Source organism: Kitasatospora sp. NPDC058190 (assembly GCF_042883685.1).
GTDB lineage: Bacteria > Actinomycetota > Actinomycetes > Streptomycetales > Streptomycetaceae > Kitasatospora.
Genome location: NZ_JBHVVI010000012.1, coordinates 104,727 through 124,472, shown reverse-complemented (window position 1 = coordinate 124,472; position 19,746 = coordinate 104,727). Strand labels below are relative to the sequence as shown.

At 74.2% G+C, this 19,746-nt stretch carries 18 protein-coding genes and 1 pseudogene; 13 read left to right on the top strand and 6 right to left on the bottom strand.

Translation table 11 applies throughout. The annotated features are described in order from the left end of the window. From ACFVWU_RS08435 to htpX, 9 genes and pseudogenes are all read left to right on the top strand, one after another. Positions 1-458, top strand: a pseudogene (locus ACFVWU_RS08435) (NADH-quinone oxidoreductase subunit C); the annotation flags it as partial. Further along, entirely contained in the window at positions 455-1,414 is a 960-nt protein-coding gene (nuoH, locus tag ACFVWU_RS08430) for an NADH-quinone oxidoreductase subunit NuoH (protein WP_387617088.1), read from the top strand. The pseudogene ACFVWU_RS08435 and the gene nuoH, both read left to right, overlap by 4 nt. Further along, entirely contained in the window at positions 1,411-1,962 is a 552-nt protein-coding gene (locus ACFVWU_RS08425; RefSeq protein ID WP_387617086.1) for a NuoI/complex I 23 kDa subunit family protein, read from the top strand. The genes nuoH and ACFVWU_RS08425 overlap by 4 nt, the downstream gene beginning before the upstream one ends. After that, the gene (locus ACFVWU_RS08420; protein ID WP_387617084.1) at positions 1,959-2,663 is read left to right on the top strand and encodes an NADH-quinone oxidoreductase subunit J; all 705 of its coding nucleotides are present in this window, start codon (positions 1,959-1,961) and stop codon (positions 2,661-2,663) included. Before ACFVWU_RS08425 ends, ACFVWU_RS08420 begins: the two co-directional genes overlap by 4 nt. Beyond that, entirely contained in the window at positions 2,663-3,037 is a 375-nt protein-coding gene (gene nuoK, locus ACFVWU_RS08415; protein ID WP_387617082.1) for an NADH-quinone oxidoreductase subunit NuoK, read from the top strand. The genes ACFVWU_RS08420 and nuoK overlap by 1 nt, the downstream gene beginning before the upstream one ends. Continuing rightward, positions 3,034-5,094, top strand: coding sequence for an NADH-quinone oxidoreductase subunit L (locus ACFVWU_RS08410; RefSeq protein ID WP_387617080.1), 2,061 nt, complete (start codon positions 3,034-3,036; stop codon positions 5,092-5,094). Before nuoK ends, ACFVWU_RS08410 begins: the two co-directional genes overlap by 4 nt. 56 nt (positions 5,095-5,150) lie before the next feature. After that, positions 5,151-6,755: a NuoM family protein gene (locus ACFVWU_RS08405; protein ID WP_387617078.1), complete on the top strand. Its 1,605-nt coding sequence runs from the start codon at positions 5,151-5,153 to the stop codon at positions 6,753-6,755. 56 nt (positions 6,756-6,811) lie between these two features. Further along, positions 6,812-8,380 (top strand): NADH-quinone oxidoreductase subunit N, encoded by a 1,569-nt coding sequence (locus ACFVWU_RS08400; protein ID WP_387617076.1) that lies wholly within the window; start codon positions 6,812-6,814, stop codon positions 8,378-8,380. Between the two features lie 162 nt (positions 8,381-8,542). Beyond that, positions 8,543-9,406 carry a zinc metalloprotease HtpX gene (gene htpX / locus ACFVWU_RS08395; protein ID WP_387617074.1) on the top strand — a complete coding sequence of 288 codons (864 nt, stop codon included), beginning with the start codon at positions 8,543-8,545 and terminating at the stop codon, positions 9,404-9,406. A gap of 54 nt (positions 9,407-9,460) precedes the next feature. On the opposite strand, the gene ACFVWU_RS08390 is transcribed toward htpX, so the two are convergent. Then, the gene (locus ACFVWU_RS08390; RefSeq protein WP_387617072.1) at positions 9,461-10,915 is read right to left on the bottom strand and encodes a PLP-dependent aminotransferase family protein; all 1,455 of its coding nucleotides are present in this window, start codon (positions 10,913-10,915) and stop codon (positions 9,461-9,463) included. On the opposite strand from ACFVWU_RS08390, the gene ACFVWU_RS08385 reads away from it, so the two are divergent. From ACFVWU_RS08385 to ACFVWU_RS08375, 3 genes are all read left to right on the top strand, one after another. Next, positions 10,914-11,822, top strand: a complete 909-nt coding sequence (locus ACFVWU_RS08385; RefSeq protein ID WP_387617070.1) for a DMT family transporter — start codon at positions 10,914-10,916, stop codon at positions 11,820-11,822. The two genes, ACFVWU_RS08390 and ACFVWU_RS08385, sit on opposite strands and share 2 nt — an antisense overlap. A gap of 159 nt (positions 11,823-11,981) precedes the next feature. Next, positions 11,982-12,407: a BlaI/MecI/CopY family transcriptional regulator gene (locus tag ACFVWU_RS08380; protein WP_387617068.1), complete on the top strand. Its 426-nt coding sequence runs from the start codon at positions 11,982-11,984 to the stop codon at positions 12,405-12,407. A gap of 3 nt (positions 12,408-12,410) precedes the next feature. Beyond that, on the top strand, positions 12,411-13,367 hold the full coding sequence (locus tag ACFVWU_RS08375; RefSeq protein WP_387617066.1) for a M48 family metalloprotease: 957 nt from the start codon (positions 12,411-12,413) through the stop codon (positions 13,365-13,367). Between the two features lie 22 nt (positions 13,368-13,389). Here ACFVWU_RS08375 and ACFVWU_RS08370 read toward each other — a convergent pair whose 3' ends face one another. After that, the gene (locus ACFVWU_RS08370) at positions 13,390-14,394 is read right to left on the bottom strand and encodes an NADP-dependent oxidoreductase (protein WP_387617064.1); all 1,005 of its coding nucleotides are present in this window, start codon (positions 14,392-14,394) and stop codon (positions 13,390-13,392) included. Positions 14,395-14,542: 148 nt separating this feature from the next. Here ACFVWU_RS08370 and ACFVWU_RS08365 point away from each other — a divergent pair, with 148 nt between their 5' ends. Next, positions 14,543-15,442 (top strand): LysR family transcriptional regulator, encoded by a 900-nt coding sequence (locus tag ACFVWU_RS08365; RefSeq protein WP_387617062.1) that lies wholly within the window; start codon positions 14,543-14,545, stop codon positions 15,440-15,442. Here the strand turns inward: ACFVWU_RS08365 and mug are convergent. The 4 genes from mug to ACFVWU_RS08345 form a co-directional block, all read right to left on the bottom strand. Then, on the bottom strand, positions 15,439-16,056 hold the full coding sequence (mug, locus tag ACFVWU_RS08360) for a G/U mismatch-specific DNA glycosylase (protein WP_387617060.1): 618 nt from the start codon (positions 16,054-16,056) through the stop codon (positions 15,439-15,441). The genes ACFVWU_RS08365 and mug overlap by 4 nt on opposite strands. Continuing rightward, positions 16,053-17,051 (bottom strand): phosphatase PAP2 family protein, encoded by a 999-nt coding sequence (locus ACFVWU_RS08355; RefSeq protein WP_387617058.1) that lies wholly within the window; start codon positions 17,049-17,051, stop codon positions 16,053-16,055. Before ACFVWU_RS08355 ends, mug begins: the two co-directional genes overlap by 4 nt. Before the next feature lie 156 nt (positions 17,052-17,207). Then, complete coding sequence (locus ACFVWU_RS08350; RefSeq protein ID WP_387617095.1) at positions 17,208-18,287, bottom strand: aminopeptidase P family protein; 1,080 nt, start codon at positions 18,285-18,287, stop codon at positions 17,208-17,210. An 88-nt stretch (positions 18,288-18,375) separates the two neighbouring features. Continuing rightward, positions 18,376-19,722: a dipeptidase gene (locus ACFVWU_RS08345; protein ID WP_387617056.1), complete on the bottom strand. Its 1,347-nt coding sequence runs from the start codon at positions 19,720-19,722 to the stop codon at positions 18,376-18,378. Between the last annotated feature and the right edge of the window lie 24 nt (positions 19,723-19,746).

The following is a 19,746-nucleotide window of genomic DNA, read 5'->3' as shown; positions in this document are numbered from 1 at the left end:
CGCCCCGGGCGGCCGCGGCCGGTGCCGCCGCCGGTGCCGCCGGTGCCGAGGGCGCGCCCGCGGTGCGGGCGGACCGGCCGCGGCGGACCCGGTCGGTGTCGGAGGGGTCGGCGAGCCAGACGGGTGCCGAGGCTCCGGCGGCCGCTGAGGCTGCGGCCGCTCCGGCCGCTCCGGCCGAGGGCGCCCCGCCCGTGCGGGCGGACCGGCCGCGGCGGACTCTCCCCCAGCCTTCGGCCGGGGGGACCCCCATGGTGTCCGAGGGGTCGGTCAGCCAGACGGCCGACGAACCGGCCGCCGAGCCCAAGACCCCCGCCCGGCCCCGGTCCTCCGACGCGCCCTGGCACAACCCGGTGCCCGCCCACGACGAGAAGCCGTCGGGTGAGCAGTCGGGCGAGCCGGGCGGGCAGCAGGACCAGAACCCGGCCGGCGCGGCCGACCAGGACGGAGACGGCGCGTGAACCTGCTCGACACGGTGCTCCGCTGCGTCGCCACCCTCGTCGTCTTCCTGCTCTTCCCGCTGGTCATCGGCCAGACCGAGCACAAGGTCATGGCGCACATGCAGGGCCGGCTCGGCCCGATGTACGCGGGCGGCTTCCACGGCTGGGCGCAGCTCGTCGCGGACGGCGTGAAGTTCGCGCAGAAGGAGGACATCGTCCCGGCCGGGGCGGACCGCCGGATCTTCCAGCTGGCCCCCGCCGTCTCGCTGCTGCCGTACCTGTTCGTGCTGCTGGCCATCCCGATCGGCCCGAACGGCTTCGTCGGCCAGGCCGTCGACGCCGGCCTGTTCTTCGTGCTGGCCGTGATGGGCGTCGGTGTGATCGGCAAGCTGATGGCCGGATGGGCCTCGGCGAACAAGTTCTCGCTGCTCGGCGGTCTGCGCACGGCCGCGCAGCTGATGTCGTACGAGCTGCCGATGGTGCTGGCGGCGGCCTCGGTGGCGATGGCCGCCGGCACGCTGTCGCTGCCCGGGATCCTGGACGCCTGGCAGTGGTACTGGCTGCCCTGGCAGATCATCGGCGCCTTCGTCTTCTTCACGGCCGGTCTGGCCGAGCTCCAGCGGCCGCCGTTCGACATGCCGATCGCCGACTCGGAGATCATCTTCGGCGCGTACACCGAGTACACCGGCCTGCGCTTCGCGCTGTTCCTGCTGTCCGAGTACGTGGGCATCCTGGTGGTGTCCGCGCTGACGGCGGTGCTCTACCTGGGCGGCTGGCACGGGCCGATGTCGGACCAGCTCGGCTGGCTCTGGATGCTCCTCAAGACCTTCGCGCTGGCCTTCGTGGTCATCTGGCTGCGGGTCACCTACCCGCGGCTGCGCGAGGACCAGCTGATGCGCTTCGCGTGGGTGGTGCTGATCCCGCTCGCGCTCGTCCAGCTGGCCCTCACCGGCATCATCAAGGTGGCGATCTCATGAGTTTCCCGGGTATCGGCCTTGCCAAGGGGCTGGCCGTGACGCTGCGGACGATGACGAAGAAGAGCGTCACCGCGCAGTACCCCGACGTGCAGCCGGTGCTGCCGCCGCGTTCGCGCGGCGTCATCGCGCTGCTGGAGGAGAACTGCACGGTGTGCATGCTCTGCGCGCGCGAGTGCCCGGACTGGTGCATCTACATCGACTCCCACAAGGAGACGCTGCCGGCCGCCGAGCCGAACGCGCGGGCCCGCACCCGCAATGTGCTGGACCGCTTCGCCATCGACTTCTCGCTCTGCATGTACTGCGGGATCTGCATCGAGGTGTGCCCCTTCGACGCGCTGTTCTGGTCGCCGGAGTTCGAGTACGCGGAGACGGACATCCACGAGCTGACCCACGAGCGGGAGAAGCTCCGGGAGTGGATGTGGACCGTCCCGGCGCCGCCGGCCCTGGACCCGGCGGCCGAGGAGCCCAAGGAGATCGCCACCGCGCGCAAGGCGGCGGACAAGCTGGCGGCCGCGGCCGCTCTTGAGGAGAAGGGTGACGACGCATGACCGCCGCTGCCACGCTTCTCGCGGCGACCGGTTCGTTGGAGCCGGCCGCCCGTTCGTTCCTGTCCCCGACCGGCCAGGAGATCGTCTTCCTGCTGGTCGGCATCGCGGTGCTCGGTTCGGCGATCGTCGCCGTGACCACCAAGCAGCTGGTGCACGCCGCGCTCTGGCTGGTGGTCGCGCTCGGTGGGCTGGCGGTGGAGTTCCTGCTGCTCACGGCCGAGTTCATCGCCTGGGTGCAGGTGCTGATCTACCTGGGCTCGGTGATCGTCCTGGTGCTGTTCGGACTGATGCTCACCAAGGCGCCGATCGGGCGCTCGCCGGACGCCGACTCCAAGAACCGCTGGGTCGCCCTGGTCGTGGCGCTGGCCTCGGCCGGGACGCTCGTGACGCTGGTGGTCGACGCCTTCCGGAGCTCCTGGATCGACCTCGGCACGGGCGGCGGCTCGGCCTCCGTCACCGGGGCCAGCCTGTTCCGGCACTGGGTGCTGCCCTTCGAGGCGCTGTCCGTGCTGCTGCTGGCGGCGCTGGTCGGCGCGATCGTGCTGTCGCGCGGCTCCAAACGGCGGGTGCCGGCGCCCCGGGCGGGCAAGCTGCGTGCCGGGCGGCCGGTCGGGTCCAACGGGACGGTCGCCGCGACCGCGCCCACGCCCTCCGCACCCGCGTCGTCCGCACCCGCGTCGTCCGCGTCGGAGGAGAGCTGATGCACCTCGCCTACCCCGTCGTCCTCGCCGCGCTGCTGTTCAGCGTCGGCGTGTACGGCGTGCTCGCCCGGCGCAACGCCGTCCTGGTGCTGATGTCCGTCGAGCTGATGCTCAACGCCGTCAACCTCAACCTGGTCGCCTTCGACGCCTGGCTGCGTGACTCGCTGCACGCCGGGCAGGCGCTCACCCTGTTCACCATCACCGTCGCCGCCGCCGAGATCGGGCTGGGGCTCGCCATCGTCCTGCTGCTGTTCCGGGCCCGGGGCACCGCGGACATCGACCGGGCCACCGCGCTCGGCGACCCGGCCGAGACGCTCCCCGTCGAGGAGGCGCCGAACGGAGCCGAGGCGCTGAAGGGCCAGGCCGCCGCATGAACCTCGCCCTGCCCGCCCTCGTCCCCGCGCTGCCTGCGCTCGGCGCCGCCGCGACCCTCGCCGTCGGCAAGAAGGCGCCCGGACTGGCCCGGCCGCTGGCGATCGTCCCGGTCGCCGTCTCGGCCGTGCTCGCCCTGGTGGTCGCCCTCCAGCTCGGCACCGGCCAGGCCCTGGACGCCGCAACCCGGCTCACCCCGACCGGCGGCCCGGACATCGCGCTCGCCATCCACCTGGACGGCTTCAGCTCGCTGATCTCCGTGCTGGTCGGTGTGGTCGCCACCTGCGTCCAGGTCTACTCGACCGCGTACCTGAAGTCCGACCCCCGCTACCCCTCGTACGCGGCGCTGGTCTCGCTGTTCACCGCCGCGATGTTCCTGGTGGTCTACTCGGGCGACCTGATCGTGCTGCTGGTCGGCTGGGAGGTCATGGGCGTCTGCTCGTACTTCCTGATCGGCCACCACTGGGAGACCGCGGACGCCCGCTCGGCCTCGCTCAAGGCCTTCCTGGTCACCAAGCTCGGCGACGTGCCGTTCCTGTTCGGGATCTTCCTGCTCGGCGCGGACGCCGGCAGCTTCCGGATCCCGGACGTGCTGGCGGCCGCGGGTGAGGGCAGACTCGGCCACCCGACGCTGACCGCCCTGCTGCTGCTCGCCGGCGTGGCCGGCAAGAGCGCGCAGTTCCCGCTGCACACCTGGCTCCCGGACGCGATGGCCGGCCCGACGCCGGTCTCCGCGCTGATCCACGCGGCCACCATGGTCGCGGCGGGCATCTACCTGGTCGCCCGGCTGCTGCCGGTGTTCCTGCTGTCGGGTGCGGCGCTGGTCGTGCTCGCGGTGATGGCCGCCGTGACGATGATCGGCTCGGCGCTCTGCGCGCTCGCCCAGGACGACCTGAAACGGGTGCTCGCCTACTCCACCGTCGGCCAGCTCGGCTACATGGCCGGCGCGCTGGCCAGCGGTGACCGCGAGGCCTCTGTCTTCCACCTGGTCAGCCACGGCGCGTTCAAGGCACTGCTGTTCCTGGCCGCCGGTGTGGTGATCCACGCCGCGCACACCAACTCGCTCTCCGCGATGTCCCGGATCCCGGGGCTGCGCCGACGGGTGCCGGACGCGTACTGGACGATGGGCATCGCCCTGTTCGCCCTGGCCGGCCTGCCGCCGTTCTCCGGCTTCTTCAGCAAGGAGGCGGTGCTGACCGCCGCCGAGCACGCCGCCAATGGCGAGGCGCTGACCAACGGGCTCGGACCGGCCTCGGCGGTGCCGCAGGCGGCCGGGTGGATCGTGCTGATCTCGGCGGCCCTCACCGCGCTGCTCACCGGCGCCTACGCGACCCGGCTGTTCCTGCTCGCCTTCCACAGCCCGGCCGGGGCCGCGGCGGTGGCACCCGAGGTGCTGCCCGCCGCCGACCGGGTCACCGCGGCGGCCGACCACGAGGCCGACGCGCCGTACTCGCCAGAGCTGGACGAGGCCGACCCGGCCACCGCCGAGCCGCCCGCGATGCGCTGGCCGCTCTGGGTGCTGGCCGTCCCGACCATGGCCTTCGGCATCGCCGGGCTGCGCTCGGACTGGCTGCCCGCGCTGCTGGACGGCGGCTCGCTGCGCCCCACCGGCGTCACCGCCGTGACCGGCACCGGGCTCGCCGTGGTCGGTGTGCTCGCCGCTTACGGCGCCTGGCGCTCGGCGACCGCGCGGGTGGCCACCGGACGTCCGGCCCCGGCCGCTGCCGACCGGGTGCCCGAGCAGGCCGGAGCCCCGGCCGCCGAGGTGATCGTCGCCGACCCCGGGCGCACCTTGCTCGGCCCGCTGTTCGGCCCGGCCCGGCACGGCTTCGGCGTGGACCGGCTGTACCACGCGCTGTTCGTCCGGCCGGTGGCCTTCGCCGCCCAGTTGGTCCGCTTCCTCGACCGCGAGGTCGTCGAGGGTTACGTCCAGGGCAGCGGGATCGGTGCCAACCTGCTCGGCCGGGCCGTCCGGCTCGCGCAGACCGGCAACGCGCAGACCTACCTCAGCGCCCTGCTCGCCGCGGTCGTCCTGCTGGCCGTCCTGGTGGCGGTGTAGCCGGTGCTGTTCTCCTCCATCCCCGTCCTCTTCACCGCCGCCCCTAGGAGCCCCCGATGAACGCAGTCCTCATCGCCCTCCTGGTGCTGCCACTGCTCGGCGCCGCGCTCACCCTGGCGCCGGTGTTCGGGCCGGACCGGGCCACCGCCGACCGGCGGGCCCTGCGGCTGAACTCCGTCGTCACCGGCGCGGTGTTCCTGCTCACCGTCGCCCTGGCGGCCGGCTTCGACCACGACCACCCCGCCCGGATGCAGGCCACCACCGACGTGTCGTGGATCCCGGCCCTGCACGTGCGCTTCCACCTCGGCGTGGACGGCGTCTCGCTGCCGCTGATCGTGCTGACCGCGCTGCTCACCTTCCTCTGCGCGCTCTACTCGGAGAAGCGCCTGCCGGATGGGGAGAGCGTCCCGTCGGCGCAGGCCTTCGTCGGGCTGTTCCTCCTCCTCGAAGTCGGCATGCTCGCCACCTTCGCGGTGCTGGACCTCCTGCTCTTCTTCGTGGCCTTCGAGATCGTGCTGATCCCGATGTACTTCCTGATCGCCCGCTGGGGGAGCGGCGCGAAGGCCCCGGCCGCCAACCGGTTCATCCTCTACACGCTGCTCGGCTCGGCCGTGATGCTGCTCGGCTTCCTGCTGATCGGCAGCAAGGCCGGCACCTTCGACATGCAGGCGCTGGCCGCCGGGCACGGCAACGGCCTGAGCCACACCACCCAGGTGATCGCCGCGCTGGCGATCATGGTCGGGCTCGCGGTCAAGGCCCCCGCCTGGCCGCTGCACAGCTGGCTCCCCGACGCGCACACCGCCGCCCCGACGGTGGGCTCGGTGCTGCTCGCCGGCGTGCTGCTGAAGATGGGGACGTACGGTCTGGTCCGCGTCCTGCTGCCGATCGTGCCGGACGGCACCGCGACACTCGCCCCCTACCTGGGCGCGTTCGCCGCCGTCGGCATCGTCTACGGCTCGCTGGCCTGCCTGGCGCTTGCCCTCCCGTCGCCCACCACCGCCCTTCTTTCGAAGCGCTCCGCGCCCTCTGACTCCAGATCCAAGGGCGACCTCAAGCGCCTGATCGCGTACTCCTCCGTCGGCCACATGGGCTTCGTGCTGCTCGGCATCGCCTCCCTCACCCCGGTGGGCGTCAACGGCGCCCTGTTCGCCAACATCGCCCACGGTCTGATCACCGGTCTGCTGTTCTTCCTGGTCGGTGCCATCAAGGACCGCTACGGCACGGCGGACCTCGACACCCTCTCCGGTGCCACCGGCGCCGCCCTGTACGGCCGGGCGCCGCGGATCGGCGCGCTGCTCGCCTTCGCCGCCGTCGCCAGCCTCGGCCTGCCCGGTTTGGCCGGCTTCTGGGGAGAGGTGCTCGCCATGTTCGGCGCCTTCCACCCGGCCGACGGCCTGTCGCGCCCCGCCTTCGTCACCTACATGGTCCTGGCCGGCCTCGGTACCCTCCTCACCGCCGGGTACCTGCTGATCGTGGTCAGGCGCGTCTGCATGGGCGACCCCGAGCAGCCCGCACCGGTGGCCGAGCTGGCCGACCTGCGCCCGTACGAGGCCGTCAGCTGGACGCCGCTGGCCGCGCTCACCCTGGTCGCCGGCCTCTGGCCCGCGCTCCTGCTCGGCCTCTCCGACCCCGCCGTCAAGCACCTCCTCGGGGGTGGCTGACCGTGCTCGCAGCCCACACCGCCGCACTCGGACCTCACTCCACGGGGCAGCACACTGTGACCTCCCTCGCCGTAGCCAACCCGGGCAGCCTGATCCAGTCCGTGGACTGGGTGGCGATCGCGCCTCCGCTGATCGCCGCGGTGGCCGCCCTCGCCGTCCTGGTCACCGACCTGTTCCTGCCCGAGCGGCACAAGAAGTGGCTCGGCCGCCTCACCGCGGCCGGACTCGCCCTCGCCCTCATCGCGCTCCTTCCCCTCACCGGTGGGTCACCCCGGGCGACCTTCTGTGTGCAGAACGTAGCAGGGGCCACTGACACTCCATCGATCAGCGGCTCTGCCGCGGGCGGGTGCTCGTACGTCGCCGACCACTTCGCCCTGGTGTTCCAGCTGCTCGCCCTCGGTGGCGCGCTGATCGCCGCGCTGCTGTCGGGGCACACGGTGGACCAGGAGAAGCTGCCGCGCGGCGAGTACTGGTTCCTGCTGCTCTCCAGCGCCACCGGCGCCGCTCTGCTGCCCGCCTCCCGCGACCTCGCCACCATGGTGATCGCCCTGGAGGTCGCCTCGCTGCCCGCCTTCGCCCTGGTCGCGCTGCGCCGGGACGGGCGGGGCGCGGAGGCCGCGCTCAAGTTCTTCGTCTCCTCGGTGACGGCGACCGCCGTGATGCTGCTCGGCATCGGCTTCGTCTACGCGGCCGGCGGCAGCCTGCACCTCGGCGCCGTGGCCCAGGGCCTGGAGCACGCGCCCGGTCAGCTCAAGCCGCTGGCCGAGGCGGGGGCCGTGCTGACCCTGGTCGGCTTCGCCTTCAAGGTCGCCGCCGTCCCGTTCCACTTCTGGGTGCCCGACACCTACACCGGCGCCCCGCTGCCGGTGGCCGGCTACCTCTCGGTGGTCGGCAAGGCGGCCGGCCTGTCCGGCCTCGCGCTCGCCACCACCATCGCCTTCCGCCCGTACGCCCACACCTGGGGCCTGGCGCTCGCCGTCCTGGCCGCCGTCACCATGACGGTCGGCAACGTCGGCGCGCTGCGGCAGCGCTTCGACACCCGGTACAGCGCGGTGCGGCTGCTCGCCTGGTCCTCGGTCGGCCAGGCCGGGTACCTGCTGGTGCCGCTGGCCGCGGCCGGCTACGCGCCCACCGGGGTCGACCCGCTCGGCGCGACCGCCGCCTACGCGCTGATCTACGGCGTGGTGAACCTCGGCGCCTTCGGGGTGGTCGCCGCAGTCGGTCGCCGGGCCGGGACCAGCGTGGACGACTTCCGCGGCCTGTTCGCCCGCAACCGCTGGACGGCGCTGGCGCTGGCCTTCTTCCTGCTCTGTCTGGCCGGGCTGCCGCCGGGCGTGGTCGGCCTGTTCGGCAAGGTGGTGGTGTTCCGCGCCGCGGTGGACGCCGGGCTGGGCTGGCTGGCCGTGGTGATGGCGGTCAACGTGGTCATCGCCCTGTACTACTACCTGCTCTGGACGGCCCGGCTGTTCGCCCCGGCGGATGCCGAGGCGGCGGTCGAGGGCGGCGGCGAGCGGCGGCTGCCGGTCAGCCTCACCGCCGCGCTGGGCCTGACCGCCACCGCGGCGGTGGTGCTCTCGATCGCGCCGCAGCTGGTCCTCCAGGTGGCGGGCGGCAGCCTGTTCTGAGCCGTCGGGCGGGGTGGGGGCGAGGCCCGGGCGGGGTGCGGGCGACGCCCGGGCGGGTGTCGCGTCGGTCACAAGGGAACAAGGCCCCCGGCCCCACCCGTTGACCGGGCAAGAGGGACGAGGCAGAAAGGGCTTCCCCACCGCGCCACTGGAGGGCCTGACGTGCACAGCCGGCACAACGGACTGAGGACCGCCGTTCTGATCGGGGGCCTCTCGGCGCTGATCCTGGTCATCGGCAGCTTCTTCGGCCGGACCGGCTTCCTGATCGCCCTGCTGGTCGCCCTCGGGACGAACGCCTACGCCTACTGGAACAGCGACAAGATCGCGCTGCGGGCCATGCGGGCCCGGCCGGTCAGCGAGTTCGAGGCACCCGGGCTGTACCGGATCGTGCGCGAGCTCTCCACCTCGGCTCGCCAGCCGATGCCCCGCCTCTACATCTCCCCGACCCCGGCCCCGAACGCCTTCGCCACCGGCCGCAACCCGCGCAACGCGGCGGTCTGCTGCACCGAGGGCATCCTGCAGATCCTGGACGAGCGCGAGCTCCGGGGCGTGCTCGGGCACGAGCTGAGCCACGTGTACAACCGGGACATCCTGATCTCCTCGGTCGCCGGGGCGCTGGCCTCGGTGGTGATGTTCCTGGTGAACTTCGCCTGGCTGATCCCGTTCGGCCGGGACGAGGACGACGACGGCCCGGGCCTGTTCGGGATGCTCGCGATCATGATCCTCGGCCCGATCGCCGCCGGACTGATCCAGATGGCGGTCAGCCGCTCCCGCGAGTACCAGGCCGACGCCGACGGCGCCCGGATCACCGGCGACCCGCTCGCCCTCGCCGGCGCCCTGCGCAAGCTCGACGCCGGCACCCGTCAGCTCCCCCTCCCGCCGGAGCCCCAGCTGCAGACCGCCAGCCACATGATGATCGCCAGCCCCTTCCGCCCCGGCGAGGCGGGCACCCGGCTGTTCTCGACCCACCCGCCGATGGCCGAGCGGATCGCCCGCCTGGAGGGGATGGCCGGGTACCGGCGGTAGCCCGCTGCGCGGGACGGCGCGGTAGCGGCCGCGAGAACCCCTTCCCTCTCCTCCTCAGCCCGCCGGCTCCTCGTACGCCACCCGTAGCCGGTGGATCCCCTCCGCCACCGCCGCCGGGCTGTCCGCGGCGGCGTAGCTGAGGCGCAGGTGCGGGGCCGGGGGTTCGGCGGGGTGGTAGGGGCGGCCCGGAGTGACCTGGACGCCGGCGCGCAGGGCGGCGGCGGCGAGGGCGGTGTCGTCGATGCCGTCCGGGAAGCGCAGCCAGAGGTGGTAGCCGCCGGGACGGTAGGCGTCGAGGACGCCGGGGAGCTCGCGGTGCAGGGCGGCGACGGCGGCGGTACGGCGGTCGCGCAGTTCGGCGCCGAGGGTGCGCAGGTGGCGGGCCCAGGCGGGGTCGGAGACCAGTTCGAGGGTCGCCTCCTGGAGCGGCCGGGGCACGAAGAAGCTGTCCACCACCTGGGTGGCCCGCAGCCGGGCGAGCGCCGGGCCGCGTGCGGTGAGGGCGCCGACCCGCAGGTTGGGGGAGGCGGCCTTGGTCAGTGAGCGCAGGTGCACCACCACCCCGTCCTGGTCGTCGGCGGCGAGCGGGCGCGGCAGCGCCGGGGCGTCCGCGTGGACCAGCAGCCGGGCGAAGTCGTCCTCGACCACGAAGGCGCCGGCCGCCCGGGCGATCCGCAGCACCTCCGCCCGCCGGGCGGGCGACAGCACGGCGCCGGTGGGGTTCTGGAACAGCGGCTGACAGACGAACACCCGCGCCCGGGTGGCCTCGAAGGCCTCGGCCAGCAGGTCCGTCCGGACGCCGTCCGCGTCGATCGGGACGGGCACCGGCCGCAGCCCGGCCGCCCGGACGACCGAGAGGATGCCCGAGTACGTCGGCGACTCGACCAGCACCGGCGAGCCCGGCGCGGCCAGCGACCGCATCGCGACCGTCAGCCCGCTCTGCCCGCCGGAGGTGATCAGGACGTCCCCGGCGCCGATCGGCCCGGCGTGGCCGCCGATGTCACGGGCGAACCAGCCGCGCAGCTCGGTGAGGCCGTCGGTGGGCGGGCGGTCCCAGGCACCCGGGCGGCGCCCGGCCCGGGCGAGGGCGGCACCGAGCAGGCGCTCGGGCAGCAACGAGGCGTGCGGGTAGCCGCTGTTGAGGTCGATGACGTCCGGCGGCGGCACCCGGAGGGTGGCGAAGACCGGGGCCGCCAGCAGGTCGCGCGGGCCGTGATCGGCGCTGAGCGCGATCTCCTGCCAGGAGAGGTCGCCGGGCCGGGCGGCCGGTGCGGCCGGGGAGGCCGGTGCCGCGGCGAAGGCCGCCGCCCGGAACACGCCCGCGCCGGGCCGGGAGACCACCAGCCCCTCGGCCACCAGTACCGCGATGGCCCGGGAGACCGTCACCGGGCTGACCTGGTGGCGTTCCATCAGCGCCCGGCTGGAGGGGAGCTTTCGCCCTTCCGGGTAGCGCTCGACCTCCCGCCGCAGACTGTCGGCGAGTTCGGCCACGCTGCTACGCTCGTTCATGACGGCACAAGATAGCGCTATCCTGCCCGGGGCGGTAGCACCTCAGCACAGCCCCGCCTCCGGCACCGCCCTCGCCGCTCTCGGAGTGGCCTCCTTCTCGCTCAGTTTCCCCGCCACCGCGTGGTCCCTGACCGGGTTCGGCCCGTGGAGCTCGACCGGGCTGCGCGGCGCACTGGCCGGGGTGCTGGCCGCGCTCCACCTGCTGGCCGCCGCCGCCCCGCTGCCGAAGCGCCGGCAGTGGCCCGGCCTGCTGGCGGTCTCCGCCGGCTGTGTCCTGGGCTTCCCGCTGCTGACCACGCTCGCCCTGCGGACCTCCTCGACGGCCCACTCGGCGGTGGTCATCGGCGTCCTGCCGCTGGCCACCGCGGTGGTCGCGGCGCTGCGCACCGGCCGCCGGCCGTCCCGGGCGTTCTGGGCGGCGGCGCTGGCCGGGGCGGCCGCCGTGCTCGCCTTCACCCTGGTGCAGAGCCACGGCCGGCCGACCCTCGCCGACCTCTACCTCTTCGTCGGCGTGGTGATCTGCGCGGCCGGCTACGCCGAGGGCGGGCGGCTGTCCCGGGACATGCCGGGCGCCCAGGTGATCGCCTGGGCGGTGGTGGCCGCGCTGCCCGTGATGGTGCTGACCGCCGCGTTCGGACTGGCCACCGAACCGGTGCGGCTGGGGGCGAAGGCGTTGGCCGGGCTGGCGTACGTCGCCGCGGTCTCGCAGTTCGGCGGGTTCGTGCTCTGGTACCGGGGGATGGCCGGGATCGGGGTGCCGAGGGCCAGTCAGCTGCAGCTCGCGCAGCCGCTGCTGACCCTGGTGTGGTCGGTGCTGCTGCTGGGCGAGCACCTGCCGGCGGCCGCACCGGTGACGGCGGTGGTGGTGCTGGTCTGCATCGCGGTGACCCAACGGGCCCGGGCGTAGCCACCTGCGGGCCCGTGCGCAGCCACCAGCCGGCCCGCGCACAGCCAGCTCCTCCGTCCCCGAACCCTCGTCCGGAGCCGTCCGGAGCAGCCTCCCGCTCGTTAGGATGATCCCGCGCCCCGTCGGTCCGGGCGCGGCATCCGGAGGGAGTGGGCCGTCATGGCAGACGAGAGGCACGCCCCGGCGTCCGGGGACGCGCCGACCCGACGACGCGGTCAGGGCGAGCTGGAGGCGCAGGTGCTGGCGGTGCTCCAGCAGGCGCCCGGCCCGGCCAGCGCGGGGTGGGTCCAGGAACGTCTGGAGGGCGACCTGGCGTACACCACGGTGATGACCATCCTGTCCCGGCTGCACGCCAAGAACGCCGTCTCCCGGAGCCGCTCCGGCCGCTCCTACCTGTGGCAGGCCTCCGCCGACGCCGCCGGGCTGGCCGCACTGCGGATGCGCCGGATGCTCGACGGCGAGGCGGACCGGGACGCCGTCCTGGCCAGTTTCGTCAGCGCGCTGCTGCCGCACGACGAGGAGCTGCTGCGGGCGCTGTTGGACGCCGCGTCCGCGGAGCCGGCAGCGGCCGACCGTGAGAGCTGATCCGTGGGCTTCTTCGTCTTCCTCCCGCTCATCCTGCCGCTGACCGCGGTGCCGATCGCGCGCCTGACCGAGCAGCACCTGCACCCGCGCGGCGCGGCCCGGCTGATGACCGCGATCAGCGCGGTGATGGCGGTGTGCAGCGTGCTCTGCCTCGGGCTGATCGGCGTGGTGGGCACCGCGCAGATCCCCGGCAACCCGCTGCCGGACAGCTGGTCCGACCCGGAGGTGCGCCGCGCGCTGCCGTACCACGAGACGGTCGGCACGGCCGCGATGTGGCTGCTGGTGCTGGTCGGCTTCGCCTGCACCCGGACGGTCGTGCGGCACCTGCGGGTCCGCGCCCGGGCCCGGCGGGCGCTGGCCGGGCTGCCCGAGGGGCCGGCCGAGGCCGGCGACCTCGCGGTGCTGCCGGACCGCAGCCCGTACGCCTACGCGCTGCCCGGCTCGCCCGGGAGGGTGGTGGTCTCCACCGGGATGCTGGACGGGCTGGCCGAGGACGAGCGCGGGGCGCTGCTCGCGCACGAGCGGGCACACCTGCGCCACCGGCACCACCGCTACCTGCTGACCACCCAGCTCGCCGCCTGCGTCAATCCCTTCCTGCGTCCGCTGCAGGACGCGGTGGCGTTCAGCGCCGAACGCTGGGCGGACGAGGAGTCGGCCCAGGCGGTGGGGGACCGGCGGATCACCGCGCGGGCGGTGGCCCGGGCGGCCCTGGTCTCGCACGCCGCTCCGACGCCCGGCTTCGCGGCCTTCGCCGCCCCGGCCGCCACGCCCGGCCCGGTGCCGCGCCGGGTGGCCGCCCTGCTCGGCCCGGTGCCGACGGCCCGCAACTGGCCGCCGGCCAAGACGCCGGCGGGCCTGGCGGCGATGGTCGCCGCGGTCGGTACGGCGGCCTCGGCGCTGTGCGCGCTGAACGCCGCGGTGGCCCTGCTGGTGGTGCTGAAGGCCGTCACCCCGCTGTAGGGCGTGTCGTGCGCCGGGGTCCTCAGCCGCCGATCCGGACGATCATCTTGCCGGTGTTGGCGCCGCGCAACATGCCGAGGAAGGCGTCCACCACGTGGTCGAAGCCGTCCACGACGGTCTCGTCCGGGACGACGGCGCCGGAGCGCAGGTGCGGGACGAGGAAGTCGTAGAGCTCGGGACGGGCGTCCAGGTGGTCGCGGACCAGGAAGCCCTCCAGCCGGAGGCTCTTGCCGACCACGTCGTAGAGGTTGCGCGGCGCGGGCGGCGGGTCCTGCGGGTTGTTGTACTGGGCGACGGCGCCGCACCAGGCGATCCGGCCGCGGTCGCGCATCGCGCTGATGGCGCCCTCCAGGTGGTCGCCGCCGACGTTGTCCAGGTAGACGTGCAGCCCGTCCGGGGCGGCCTCGCGCAGGCGGTCGGCGATCGGGCCGTCGTGGTAGTCGAAGGCGGCGTCGAAGCCGAGCTCCCCGGTGAGGTGGGCGACCTTGGCGGCGGAGCCGGCGCTGCCGACGATCCGTCCGGCGCCGAGCAGCCGGGCGATCCGGCCGGCGGCGGTGCCGACGCCCCCGGCCGCGGCCGAGACGAACAGGGTCTCGCCGGGCTGGAGCCGGGCGATCCGGGTCAGGCCGACCCAGGCGGACAGGCCGGTGCCGCCGAGGATCGAGAGGTGGGCGCTGAGCGGGACGCCGACGAAGTCGGGCAGCGGCTGGGCGCGCTCGGCGGTCACCACCGAGTGGGTGCGCCAGGCCTGGCGGTGGAAGACCAGGGTGCCGACCGGCAGCGCGTCGGCCCGGGACTCCACCACCCGGCCGAGGGTGCGGCCCTCCAGCGGGGCGTGCAGCTCCCAGCCGCCCTCGTCCATCTCCTCGCGCATGTACGGGTCGACGGACTGGTAGAGGTTCTCGACGAGGGCCTCGCCGGCGGCGAGCGCCGGGACGGTCTCGTCGACGAAGGCGAAGTTCTCGGCGCTCGGCGCGCCGGTGGGGCGGGAGACCAGGTGGACGGCGCGGGCGGTGGGGCGGGACATCGGCGGTGCTCCGTACGGGTGGAGATCGGGCGGGACGTGATCACCGTAGGGAGCGGGGAAGTGGCCGAGCAGGGGTCCGTGTCGATGGATCGGCGCCTTCCATGAACAGTGTCGATGGATGCCGGCGGCCGCCGATAGATTCGCCCGCATGACCGATCTCGCTCCGCAGGAGCTGCGCGTTCTGGTCGCCGTCGAGGAGGAGCAGAGCTTCACGGCGGCCGCCGCGCGCCTGGGTGCCACCCAGTCCGCCGTCTCGCACGCCGTGCGCGTCTGCGAACGGAAGCTCGGTGCGGTGCTCTTCGAGCGCGGGCGCCACGGCGCACGCCCCACTGAGGCCGGCGCGCGGGCGGTGGCGTACGCCCGCCGGATCCTACGGCTGCTGGCCGCGATGGGCCCGGAGGTGCGCGGCGCGGGCGCGGACGGCGGCCCGGTCGCCGGTGAGCTGCGGATCGCCGCCTTCCGCAGCGCCGCCGCCCAGCTGCTGCCGCCCGTCCTGGCCGCGCTGGCGGCCCGGCACCCCGGGCTCACCCCGCGGGTGCGGATCGTCCGGGAGCTCGGCCGCGGCACCGCCGGGGAGGTCGCCGACGGCCGGGCCGACCTCGGGCTGGCCACCCTGGACGCGGGCGGCCCGCCGCCCGTGCCGGGCCTGGTCGCGGTGCGTCTGTACCAGGAGTCGTACGCGCTGGCGCACCCCCAGGACCACCCGGCGCCGCGCGGGCTGCCGCTGGTGGACTGGGCGGAGAACTGCGACTCCTACACCAAGGACTGGTGGCGGCGGCAGGACTGGCTGCCGCCCGCGACCGTCGACGCGGAGGACGACACAGTCGCGCTGTCGCTGGTCGCCCAGGGCCTCGGCATGGCGATCATGCCCCGGACGGCGCTGCTCGGCGCCCCGCCCGGGCTGGCGGTCACCGAGCTCGGCCCGAACCCGCCCAGCCGCTTCGTCGGGTACGTCACCACGCCCGAGCTGGCCGGGACGGCCGCCGTCCGGGCGCTGATCCGCGAACTGCGCGAGCTGCCGCTCCCGGCCGGGCTGACCGCCGCCTAATCGCCGAAGGACTCAAGGCTCTCCCGGAGCCTGCGGAACTCCGCCGCCAGCGCGTCCAGGGTGTAGTGGGCGTTGAGCCCGCTCGGGTTGGGCAGCACCCACACCTCGGTGTCGCCGATGCCCTCCGGCTGGCGCCCGATCACGGCCTGCCGCCGCCCGAAGGCCGTCCGGTAGGCGCCGATGCCGAGCACCGCCAGGACCTTCGGCCGCAGCCGCAGCACCCGCTCGATGAGCGCCGCGCCGCCCGCGCGCAGCTCCTCGGGGGTGAGCTCGTCCGCCTTGGCGGTGGTGCGCGGGGCGACGTTGGTGATGCCGAGGCCGAGTGCGGGCAGCTCGCCCTGCTCGTCCGGGCGGAACTGGCGCGCGGTGAAGCCGGAGCGGTGCAGGGCGGGCCAGAAGCGGTTGCCGGGGCGGGCGAAGTGGTGCCCGGTGGCGCCGGACCACAGGCCCGGATTGATGCCGCAGAACAGTACTCGCAGACCGGGCCCGGTGACGTCCGGGATGGTGGTGTCCTGGGCAGCCCGGAGCTGCTCGGGCGTGGGCCTCGTCGGTGACGGCTTCGTCGGTTTCGTCGGCTTCGTCGGCGCCTGGGTCTTGACGGGCTGCGGGTTCACGCGGCCAAGTCTGCCCTGGCCGCCGACCGGGCCGTACGCCGGTTGCGCAGCCACCGCAGCCCGAAGACCACCACGGCCGCGTACGCCCAGCCGGCGAAGATGTCCACGATGAAGTGCTCGGCGCCGTAGACCAGGGTGAAGGCCATCGCGAGCGGATAGGCGACCAGCAGCGCGCGCAGCCAGGGCCCGGCGGTCGGCCAGAAGAGGAACAGCAGCATCGCCGGGTAGGCGGAGTGCAGCGAGGGCATCGCGGCGACGTCGTTGGCGAACTGGCTGCCGTTCTCCAGCAGGGAGTCGGCCTGGGGCAGCCCCATGGTGGAGATCGTCTCCCAGACCACCCGGTGCAGCGGCGGCAGGTTGCCCTGCTGGCCGACCAGCCACGGCGGGTCGGCCGGGTAGAGCAGGTAGGTCGCGAAGCCGGCGAAGGTCAGCGTGAAGTAGCAGGCGAGCAGCCTCCGGAAGTGGTGGCGGGCGCGCCGCCAGAGCACCGCGAGCAGCACGAAGACCACGAGGAAGTGCGAGAGGTAGACGGCCGTCGCCGCGTAGTCGTACCAGTGCGGCGAGCCGGGGGTGTAGAGCGCGTGCTGGATCCGTACGGTCCAGGTCTCGCCGAGGCCGAGCACCTCGTCGGCGCGCAGCTGCGGCAGCCAGTGCGGGGCCCACGGGGTGTGGGCGCCGTAGCCGCGCAGCAGCGAGTACACCCAGACCACGGACATCACCGGGACCCAGTCGCGCAGCACCAGCAGGAAGCCGCGCGGGCCGTGCCCGCTGTGTACGGCGGCGGTCAGCAGGGCGCCGATCAGCCAGAGGAACACCACGTCGTTGGCGAAGGCCATGCCCTGGGTGCTCAGGAACCAGACGAAGGCGGCCAGGTAGGCCGGCCAGGCCAGCAGCCGCAGTCTCGACAGGCCGGTCCGGCGGTTGTGGGCGGTCACGGGACGCAGTCGTCCGGCCCGCACCGGGGACGGTGGGGCCGGACTGAGCAGCTTCGTCATGCCCACGGAAACTAGCAACGCAAGCTTGGAGGACTCTGGGTGAACCATGACCGGCTCGTAAGAAAATCACACGGTTGGGTCAAATCTCACCGGTCGAAGGTCCCGAACGCCGGCTGACGAGTCCGACGAGGTCGAGGGGTCGAGGGGGTCGAGGGGTCAGGCCACGATGCCGAGCTCGTGCGGGGTGTTGTTGAAACGGCGGCCTCCGGTCGCGGTGACGGTGACGATGTCCTCGATCCGCACCCCGAACCTCCCGGGCAGGTAGATCCCGGGCTCGATCGAGAAGCACATCCCGGGTATCAGCGGTCGCTCCTCGCCCTCGACCAGGTACGGCGGCTCGTGGGTGGTGATGCCGATGCCGTGGCCGGTGCGGTGGATGAAGTACTCGCCGTAGCCGGCCTCGGTGATCACCCGGCGGGCGATCCGGTCGATCTCCTGGCAGCTCACCCCGGGCCGGACCGCCTCGAACGCGGTCTGCTGGGCCAGCCGGACCAGCTCGTGCACCTTCCGCACCTCGGCCGGGACGTCCGCGCCGACATGCACCGTGCGGGTGGTGTCGGAGCCGTAGCCGTCCTTGAGGCCGCCGAAGTCCAGCACCACGGTGTCGCCGGGCCGGATGATCCGCTCCCCGGCCTCGTGGTGCGGGTTGGCGCCGTTGGGGCCGGAGCCGACCACGGTGAAGTCGACCTGGCTGTGCCCGTACTGGATCAGCAGCGCGCCGAGGTCGGCGGCCACGTCGGTCTCCCGGCGGCCGGCGAAGGCGACCTCCAGGATGCCCCGGTAGGCGGCGTCCGCGGCCCCGCCGGCCGCGGCGAGGCGCTCCAGCTCCTCGGGGCCCTTGACCGCGCGCAGCATCGGCAGGATCGCGGTGAGCGGGGTGAAGGCGACGCCGGGCAGCGCGGCCTGGAAGCCGAGCAGGTGCATCGCCCAGGCGTTGTCGGAGACGCCGTACCGCCCTGCCGGGTCGAACAGCGGGTGGGCGGCGGTGTACGGGTCCTCGCCGTCGGACCAGTCGAACAGTTCGACGGCCGGGGCGCCGGGCGCCTTCTCGGCGTCCGGGCGCTCCAGCTTGGGGACGACCAGGGCGGGTTCGCGCCCGGCGCTGAGGACGAGGGCGGTCAGCCGCTCGGTGATCGCGGTGGGCTGGTAGCCGCACAGGTAGGTCAGGTCGGGGCCGGGGGCGACCACCAGGCCGGCCAGCCCGGCGGCGGTCGCGTCGGCGGCGGCCCGGGCCATCCGGGCGGTGTAGTCCTCGGTGGTGAACGGACGGGGCACGGTTCTTCCTCCTCGGGATCCGGGCGGACTTCCTCCAACTCCAGCACGTTCAGCGCGTGTTGGCGAAGTGCCGGAGGAACAGCGCCTCGACGTGGGCCATGTCCCGGAGCTCTCCCGGGTCGAGGCTCTCGTTCGGCGCGTGGATCAGGCAGCGCGGCTCCTCGACACCCATCAGGATCAGTTCCGCCTCGGGGAAGACGGTGGCGAGGACGTTGCAGAGCGGGATCGAGCCGCCCTGGCCGAGCAAGGACATCGGCTTGCCGTAGACCTCCCGCATCGCCCTGTCCAGCGCGGCGTACGCGGGCCCGCCGGTGTCGGCGCGGAACGGCGAGCCGGCGCTCTGCCGCTCGACCTCCGTCCGCACGCCCCAGGGCGCGGCCGCCTCCAGGTGCGCGACCAGCGCGTCCTGGGCGGCGCGGGCGTCGGTGCCGGGTGGCACCCGCAGGCTCACCCGGGCCCGGGCGACGGCCGGGACGGCGGCGGCCGAGCCGACCACGGGCGGGCAGTCGATGCCGAGCACGGTGACGGCCGGGCGGGCCCAGAGCCGGTCGGCGACGGTGCCGGAGCCGGTCAGCCGGACGCCGTCCAGCACCCCGGCGTCGGAGCGGAACCGCGCCTCGTCGTACCCGACCCCGCTCCAGGTGCCGGCGCAGTCCAGGCCGTCGATCCGGGTGCCGCCGTCGGCGTCGCGCAGCGAGTCGAGCATCCGGATCAGCGCGGCCAGGGCGTCCGGGGCGGGGCCGCCGAACATGCCGGAGTGCATGTCGCCCTTGAGCGCCCGGACGGTGACCACCACGGTGACGACCCCGCGCAGCGAGGTGGTGACGGTGGGGACGCCGACGGCGGCGTTGCCGGTGTCGCAGATCAGCAGCGCGTCCGCGTGCAGCTCCCCGGCGTGCGGGGGCACGTACTCCCCGAGGCCGCCGGTGCCCTGCTCCTCGGAGCCCTCGACCACCAGCTTGAGGCCGACCGGGACGTCGTCGCCGAGCGCCCGCAGCGCGGTGAGGTGCATGACGATGTTGCCCTTGCAGTCGGCGGCGCCGCGCCCGAACCAGCGGCCGTCGCGGTCGGTGAGCTCGAACGGCGGGGAGGTCCAGGCGGCCTCGTCGAGCGGGGGCTGGACGTCGTAATGGCAGTAGAGCAGTACGGTCGGGGCGCCCGGCGGGGGCGGGCGGTGGCCGATCACGGCGTGGCTGCCGTCCGGGGTCTCCTCCAGGTGGACGTCGCGCAGGCCCACCTCGGTGAAGGCGGCGGCGACCCACTCGGCGGCCTCCCGGCACTTCTCCGGCGGGTACTGCCGGGGGTCGGCGACGGACGGGATGGCCACCAGCTCGGCCAGATCGGCCTGCGCGCGGGGCATCAACTCGGTTATTCGAAGGGAGAGTTCGTCGGTCATTCGGCGCTCCTGGAGGCTGCTTGC

Excerpts from the sequence above, each read along its gene's own strand:
- ACFVWU_RS08425 (WP_387617086.1), top strand. The coding sequence starts at position 1,411 with ATGAGTTTCCCGGGTATCGGCCTTGCCAAGGGGCTGGCCGTGACGCTG.
- ACFVWU_RS08420 (WP_387617084.1), top strand. The coding sequence starts at position 1,959 with ATGACCGCCGCTGCCACGCTTCTCGCGGCGACCGGTTCGTTGGAGCCG.
- nuoK (WP_387617082.1), top strand. The coding sequence starts at position 2,663 with ATGCACCTCGCCTACCCCGTCGTCCTCGCCGCGCTGCTGTTCAGCGTC.
- ACFVWU_RS08410 (WP_387617080.1), top strand. The coding sequence starts at position 3,034 with ATGAACCTCGCCCTGCCCGCCCTCGTCCCCGCGCTGCCTGCGCTCGGC.
- ACFVWU_RS08405 (WP_387617078.1), top strand. The coding sequence starts at position 5,151 with ATGAACGCAGTCCTCATCGCCCTCCTGGTGCTGCCACTGCTCGGCGCC.
- ACFVWU_RS08385 (WP_387617070.1), top strand. The coding sequence starts at position 10,914 with ATGACGGCACAAGATAGCGCTATCCTGCCCGGGGCGGTAGCACCTCAG.
- ACFVWU_RS08390 (WP_387617072.1), bottom strand. The coding sequence starts at position 10,915 with ATGAACGAGCGTAGCAGCGTGGCCGAACTCGCCGACAGTCTGCGGCGG.
- ACFVWU_RS08380 (WP_387617068.1), top strand. The coding sequence starts at position 11,982 with ATGGCAGACGAGAGGCACGCCCCGGCGTCCGGGGACGCGCCGACCCGA.
- ACFVWU_RS08370 (WP_387617064.1), bottom strand. The coding sequence starts at position 14,394 with ATGTCCCGCCCCACCGCCCGCGCCGTCCACCTGGTCTCCCGCCCCACC.
- ACFVWU_RS08365 (WP_387617062.1), top strand. The coding sequence starts at position 14,543 with ATGACCGATCTCGCTCCGCAGGAGCTGCGCGTTCTGGTCGCCGTCGAG.
- ACFVWU_RS08355 (WP_387617058.1), bottom strand. The coding sequence starts at position 17,051 with ATGACGAAGCTGCTCAGTCCGGCCCCACCGTCCCCGGTGCGGGCCGGA.
- ACFVWU_RS08350 (WP_387617095.1), bottom strand. The coding sequence starts at position 18,287 with ATGGCCCGGGCCGCCGCCGACGCGACCGCCGCCGGGCTGGCCGGCCTG.
- ACFVWU_RS08345 (WP_387617056.1), bottom strand. The coding sequence starts at position 19,722 with ATGACCGACGAACTCTCCCTTCGAATAACCGAGTTGATGCCCCGCGCG.